Raw genomic sequence first — 319 nt, 5'->3', positions numbered from 1 at the left:
GTTTGCATACCCGTGAGCAGTTACTAACCGAAAACGAAGCACTCAAAAAGAAGCAAGTATTGCAAAGTGAGCAAATCCAGCAATATGAGTTTTTAGCAAAAGAGAATCAAAAACTTCGTGCATTACTTGGCTCTTCCTCTAAACACACCAATCGTAAAATTATTGCTCAAGTACTTTCTGTTCATTCAAATCCTTATAGTCACCAAGTAGTGATAAATCGGGGAACCACCGATGGTTTAAGCGAAAGCCAAGCGGTGATTGATGATATGGGGTTGGTCGGGCAGTTGACTAAAGTTGGTTCAACAACCTCGCGGGTGCT

General features: G+C 41.7%; 1 protein-coding gene. It reads left to right on the top strand.

The window, feature by feature from the left end:
• Nucleotides 1–319: rod shape-determining protein MreC (gene mreC, locus DKT72_RS18125; protein ID WP_162623394.1), on the top strand; the 319-nt coding region annotated here is incomplete at both ends.

The organism is Confluentibacter sediminis (genome assembly GCF_003258355.1).
GTDB classification, from domain to species: Bacteria; Bacteroidota; Bacteroidia; order Flavobacteriales; family Flavobacteriaceae; genus Confluentibacter; species Confluentibacter sediminis.
Note: the sequence above shows the minus strand (reverse complement) of the source record. Positions and strands in the feature narration are given on the sequence as shown.